At 68.2% G+C, this 5,863-nt stretch carries 5 protein-coding genes; 2 read left to right on the forward strand and 3 right to left on the reverse strand.

Annotated elements, in window-relative coordinates:
- Both O3Q52_RS47450 and O3Q52_RS47455 read right to left on the reverse strand, forming a co-directional pair.
- A partial coding sequence (locus tag O3Q52_RS47450) for an RICIN domain-containing protein (protein WP_269654677.1) occupies positions 1–276 on the reverse strand: 276 nt, incomplete at its 3' end.
- A gap of 100 nt (positions 277–376) precedes the next feature.
- Positions 377–1,807 (reverse strand): endo-1,4-beta-xylanase, encoded by a 1,431-nt coding sequence (locus O3Q52_RS47455; RefSeq protein WP_269654678.1) that lies wholly within the window; start codon positions 1,805–1,807, stop codon positions 377–379.
- Positions 1,808–2,612: 805 nt separating this feature from the next.
- Between O3Q52_RS47455 and O3Q52_RS47460 the strand changes: the two genes are divergently transcribed.
- Positions 2,613–4,079: a non-reducing end alpha-L-arabinofuranosidase family hydrolase gene (locus O3Q52_RS47460; RefSeq protein ID WP_269654679.1), complete on the forward strand. Its 1,467-nt coding sequence runs from the start codon at positions 2,613–2,615 to the stop codon at positions 4,077–4,079.
- A gap of 85 nt (positions 4,080–4,164) precedes the next feature.
- Here the strand turns inward: O3Q52_RS47460 and O3Q52_RS47465 are convergent, their stop codons facing one another.
- On the reverse strand, positions 4,165–4,434 hold the full coding sequence (locus tag O3Q52_RS47465; protein ID WP_269654680.1) for a hypothetical protein: 270 nt from the start codon (positions 4,432–4,434) through the stop codon (positions 4,165–4,167).
- Positions 4,435–4,617: 183 nt separating this feature from the next.
- Between O3Q52_RS47465 and O3Q52_RS47470 the strand changes: the two genes are divergently transcribed.
- Positions 4,618–5,838 (forward strand): metallophosphoesterase, encoded by a 1,221-nt coding sequence (locus tag O3Q52_RS47470; RefSeq protein ID WP_269654681.1) that lies wholly within the window; start codon positions 4,618–4,620, stop codon positions 5,836–5,838.
- Positions 5,839–5,863: the final 25 nt, after the last annotated feature.

Here is a 5,863-nt window from a genome sequence, read left to right on the forward strand (position 1 = left end):
TGCGGCACGTACCGGACGGCTCCAAAGCGGAAGCGACGGACCGTGATCGGCTACACCACGACCGGGGACACGACCCCACTGCTGGTTGGCTCCGTCGTGGCGCGTCCACTGGCTGACCCGCGCGCCGTCGGCGGTGGACGTGCCAGAGACGTCCAGCGCCTTGCCACTGTTGCGATTTACCAGGACATACCAGGCATTGGTGTCCACTGTCGCCGCCTCGGTGGGCGCCGGATTCACCACGGCGAGCATGCCGATCGCGAGGGTCGCCGCCACCACGGCGGCAATCCGGGACCACCAGCGATGTCTGCGTGGAGGGGCGGGGGAAGCCGCACCGTGGGCCGTCATCGATTCACCCTTTCGTCTGTGGCAGGTCCCATCAGGTGCGGGTCCAGCGTTGGTTGCTGCCGTTCGCGCAGGAGTAGAGCTGGATCAGGGTGCCGTTGGCGGTGCCGGCTCCGACGGTGTCGAGGCAGAGGCCGGACTGGACGCCGACGATGGATCCGTCGGAGTTGAGGCGCCATTTCTGGTTGTCGCCGCCCCAGCAGCTGTAGATCTGGACTTTGGCGCCGTTGCCGGTGCCGGCGGCGTCCAGGCACTTGTTGCCGTAGACCCTGAGTTCGCCGGCGGCGGTCGGCGTCCACTGCTGATTGGTGGCGCTGTGGCAGTCCCACAGCTGGACCTGGGTGCCGTCGGTGGTGCTGGCGTTCGGCACGTCCAGGCAGCGGCCTGAACCGACACCCTTGATCTGTCCGGAATCCCCGGGGGGCGTGGAGGTGCCGCCGTTGAGTGCGTTGAGGACGGCGGTGTAGGCGGGCTTCTTGCTGCCGTCGCCGTTGAACAGCAGCGGCGTCTGCTCCGCTCGCCAGGAGTCGGTGTCGCGCACACCCCAGACGGTGATGCCGAGGCAGCGCGGCACGGCCAGGCAGTCGTTGGTCACGTTGGCGTAGGTCGTGGCCGGGGCGCCCTGGATGTCGAGTTCGGTGATGGCCACGTCGACGCCGAGGGCGGCGAAGTTCTGCAGGGTGGTGCGGAAGTTGCTGTTGTAGGGGCTGCCGCTGTTGAAGTGCGACTGGAAGCCGACGCAGTCGATCGGCACGCCGCGCTGCTTGAAGTCTCGGACCATGGCGTACATGGCCTGGGTCTTGGCCCAGGTCCAGTCCTCGACGTTGTAGTCGTTGTAGCAGAGCTTGGCGGCCGGGTCGGCGGCGCGCGCGGCGCGGAAGGCGACCTCGATCCAGTCGTTGCCGGTGCGCTGGAGGTTGGAGTCGCGCCGGGCTCCCGAACTGCCGTCGGCGAAGGCCTCGTTCACGACGTCCCACTGGGCGATCTTGCCCTTGTAGTGGGCCATCACGCCGTTGATGTGGTCGATCATCGCCTGGCGCAGCGTGCTGCCGCTGAGGCTCTGCATCCAGCCGGGCTGCTGGGAGTGCCAGGCCAGGGTGTGGCCGCGCACCTGCTTGCCGTTCTGCACCGCCCAGTTGTAGACGCGGTCACCGGCGGTGAAGTTGAACTGGCCGCGCTGCGGTTCGGTGGCGTCGATCTTCATCTCGTTCTCGGCCGTCACCGAGTTGAACTCACGGCCCGCGATCGTCGTGTACGCCGAGTCGCCCAGCCTGCCCGAGGCGATGGCGGTGCCGAAGTAGCGGCCGCTCTGCGCCGCCGCGGCGCCGAGCGTGCTCTCTGCGGCGTGTGCGGGCGGCGGCGCGGCCAGCGTGGCGACCGTACCGAGGACGCCGACGACCAGCGCCAACAGCAGGCCGCGGATCTTCCGGCGGACAGCGGGTCTGGGAAGGGCATACGAGCCCATGGCTGTGCCTCCAAGGTAGAAATCACGGAAGGACTGAAGCGCAGGGGGATGCGTCGTCCGCTCCCACTCGGCAGACGGACGGGGCGGGCCGGAACCCGGGCAGCACGGAATCACCGGACACCGCGGTCATGGGATCGGGACGATCTCAACCGGCACGTACGGCACCGGTCGGCGGGCGGGTGCCGTACGGCGGGCGGCGGCGGTGTTTCGACACAGGCATGGGGTACTCCATCGCGGCTCAGCCGGGGGACCGCCACGCGCCGCCGCGTACCTCTCCGACTGCGCGAAGAGCCAGGATGCGCTGGTGCGAACCTCACCGGAACGTGACGGGGTGGCGCAGGTGCATTGGTGCGCGGATCTGTCGTGCAGCTGTGCGTGGATCTGCCGTGCAGCACAGATGGCCCAGGGCCGCCGTAGTTCGATATCTCGAACTGCAGCCGGGTTCTCGGGCGGAAATGATTGAAGGGATGATTGAGGCATTGACGATGGACCGTCAATACTCCCCGCAGAAGAAATTTCGGTTCCGTGTCCGAAACATTCGGGAATCACGCCTTGAACTGGCGAGCTGTACCGCACACTCCGGAGTGCTTCTGATCGGCGCGACAGCTTGTCGATCCCGAAGGGTGAGGCACTGTTTGTGGACAGATCGGCGACAGGCCTTGACCAGAGAGCCTCGCATTCCTAGCTTGTGGCGTCGAAGCATCCGGGAATTCTTCGAAACTTTCGAGAGGCCCCTGCGCCTAGACATCCGCTCTGCGGTTTCATCGGGGTCACCTCACCCCCGCCCCCAAAAGGAGACCCTCTGATGTGGTTTCGCCACCCGTCCCCGGTCCGTCTCAGACGCTTACTCGCCGTCCTCGCGCCCTTGCTGCTCGTGGCTACCTTCCTCGGTGCCCAGCCCGCCGGCGCGGCGACCGTAGACCCCAACGCCTCGTATGTGCTCGTCAACCGCAACAGCGGCAAGGCCCTGGATGTCTACAACATGGCGACCGCCGACGGCGCCCGCATCACCCAGTGGTCCAGGAACGATCAGGCCCAGCAGCAGTGGCAGTTCGTCGATTCCGGGGGCGGCTACTACCGCATCAAGTCCCGCCACTCGGGCAAGGCGCTGGACGTCTACAACTGGTCCACCGCGAACGGCGGCGCGATCGTCCAGTGGACCGACCTGAACGCCACCAATCAGCAGTGGCGGCTGGCCGACAGCTCGGACGGCTACGTGAGGTTCATCTCGCGCCACAGCAACAAGGCGCTGGAAGTGCAAGGCGCCGCCACCGCCGACAGCGCGAACATCGTCCAGTACGACGACTGGGGCGGCACCAACCAGCAGTGGCAACTCGTCAAGGTCGGCGGCGACACCCCCGGCCCATGCGATCTTCCGTCGACCTATCGCTGGACATCAACGGGCGCGCTGGCGCAGCCCAAGTCGGGGTGGGCCTCGCTCAAGGACTTCACCGTCGCTCCCTACAACGGCAGGCAACTCGTCTATGCGACGACGCACGACACGGGGACGAGTTGGGGTTCGATGAACTTCGGCCTGTTCACCAACTGGTCGGAGATGGCCTCGGCCGGCCAGAACACGATGTCGTCCTCCACCGTCGCGCCCACGCTCTTCTACTTCGCGCCGAAGAACATCTGGGTGCTCGCCTACCAGTGGGGCGGGACCGCCTTCTCCTACCGGACGTCGAGCGACCCGACCAACCCGAATGGCTGGTCATCACAGCAGGTGCTCTCCACCGCCAGCATCGGCGACTCCGGGACAGGGCCCATCGACCAGACGCTCATCGGTGACGGGACGAACATGTACCTGTTCTTCGCCGGTGACAACGGCAAGATCTACCGGGCCAGTATGCCGATCGGGAACTTCCCGGGCAGCTTCGGCGCGACCTCGACAGTGGTCATGAGCGATACGACGAACAACCTGTTCGAAGCCCCGCAGGTCTACAAGCTGCAGGGCCAGAACCGCTACCTCATGATCGTCGAGGCGATCGGCTCGCAGGGCCGCTACTTCCGCTCGTTCACGGCCACCAGTCTGAACGGCTCATGGACACCCCAGGCCGCGACCGAGAGCAATCCCTTCGCCGGCAAGGCCAACAGTGGCGCCACGTGGACCAACGACATCAGCCATGGCGAACTGATCCGCACCAGCGCCGATCAGACCATGACCGTCGATCCCTGCAATCTGCAGTTGCTCTACCAGGGGCGCAGCCCCAACTCCGGCGGCGACTACGGCCTCCTGCCCTACCGTCCGGGTCTGCTGACACTGCAGCGCTGACGGCGTGACACGAGTCCGGCTCCGGTATGGAGCCGGCGTGGCGGGCTCGGCGGAAGGCCGAGCCCGCCCGGGTCACGCGACAACGTCAGCGCTCATACGGCGACGGAGCGCGGGGTCGGGCGACGCTCACCAGCCCGAGGGCCGTCCTGTAACGCGGCGCCGCCACCGGTGGCGTTCGCCTACGGTCCAGGAGCACCGGGTCGCCCGGTGCGCTGCGGCGGATGAGCGAGGCTTCGATGATGTGGGTGAACATCTCCTCAGCCGCACCGCTCGGGTCGTGGGCGGCGATGCGCTCGTACACGCGGCAATGGCCGCGGTTGGAGGCGACGCACATCGCGCGCTCAGGCCGGCCCATGTACCGCGCAGTGTTGACGACCTGGCTCTCCAGCTCATGCCAAGGGAGGTGTTGCGGCGGCGTCTTGCCATCCCGCAGAGAACCCTTCGCCCCAAGGGGCCGCGACCATGAACGCCCCTCCGACCGGCCCGAGGGCGACCGGATACAGTGCGCGAGACGGCAGCCTGGTTTGTGAGGGGAAGCGTGACCGACACCAGCGACACCCGACCCGCCGACAGTGAAGCGCAAGCTCCGCGGCAGAGCCGACTGCTCCGCCTGATGCGCTACCTCCCCCTGATCGCCCCCGTCCTGCTGTGGGCCGTGCCCTGCTGGGTGCTCCTCTACACCGGCCAGCACTGGCCGCTGCCCGTCGCGCTGGTCGGCACCGCCCTGTTCGTCCTCGGCCTCATTGGTATGCCGCTCGCGATGGTGCGCGGCCACGGCCGGCGCCAGCAGGACCGGGCGGCGATCGTCGGTGACACCCTGCTGGGCTCCAGCTGGGTTCTGTTCACCTGGTCCGTTCTGCTCGGCGTCCTCTTGCGGTTCGCCCTGGCCGTGGCCGGCGTCGGCGAGAGTCAGGACCGGGCCCGAATCGTCACGTGGGCCGTCCTCGGCATCACCGCCGTACTGCTCGCCTGGGGATACGCCGAGGCCCGCCGCGTGCCACGCGTGCGCCGCCTCGACGTGCAACTCCCGCGGCTGGGTGCCGGGTTGGACGGCACCCGCGTGGTCCTCATCACCGACACCCACTACGGCCCGCTCGATCGCGCTCGCTGGTCGGCGCGGGTGTGCGAGACGGTGAACACTCTGGAAGCCGACCTGGTCTGCCACACCGGCGACATCGCGGACGGCACGGCCGAACGCCGCCGCGCCCAGGCCGTCCCACTCGGTACCGTGCGGGCCACCTGGGCCCGTGTCTACGTCACCGGCAACCACGAGTACTACAGCGAGGCCCAGGGCTGGGTCGACCTGATGGGCGAACTGGGCTGGGAGCCGCTGCGCAACCGCCATCTGCTACTTGAACGCGGAGGCGACACCCTCGTGGTCGCCGGCGTGGATGACGTCACCGCCGAGTCCTCCGGCCTGGCCGGCCACGGCGCCCACCTCGCCGGAGCCCTGGACGGCGCCGACCCCGACCTACCCGTCCTGCTCCTGGCACACCAGCCCAAGTTCGTCGACCGGGCGGCAGCCGGCGGCGTCGACCTCCAACTCTCCGGCCACACCCACGGCGGCCAGATCTGGCCCTTCCACCACCTGGTCCGCATCGACCAGCCCGCCGTCGCCGGCCTCAGCCGCCACGGCACCCGCACCCTCCTCTACACCAGCCGCGGCACCGGCTTCTGGGGCCCGCCCTTCCGCGTCTTCGCCCCCAGCGAGATCACCCTGCTCGTGCTCCGCTCCCCGCACCTGCCCACCTCGCCGTAGCACCTGACGGGCCAACACATCCGCT

This window comes from Streptomyces sp. ActVer (assembly GCF_027270795.1).
GTDB classification, from domain to species: domain Bacteria; phylum Actinomycetota; class Actinomycetes; order Streptomycetales; family Streptomycetaceae; genus Streptomyces; species Streptomyces umbrinus_A.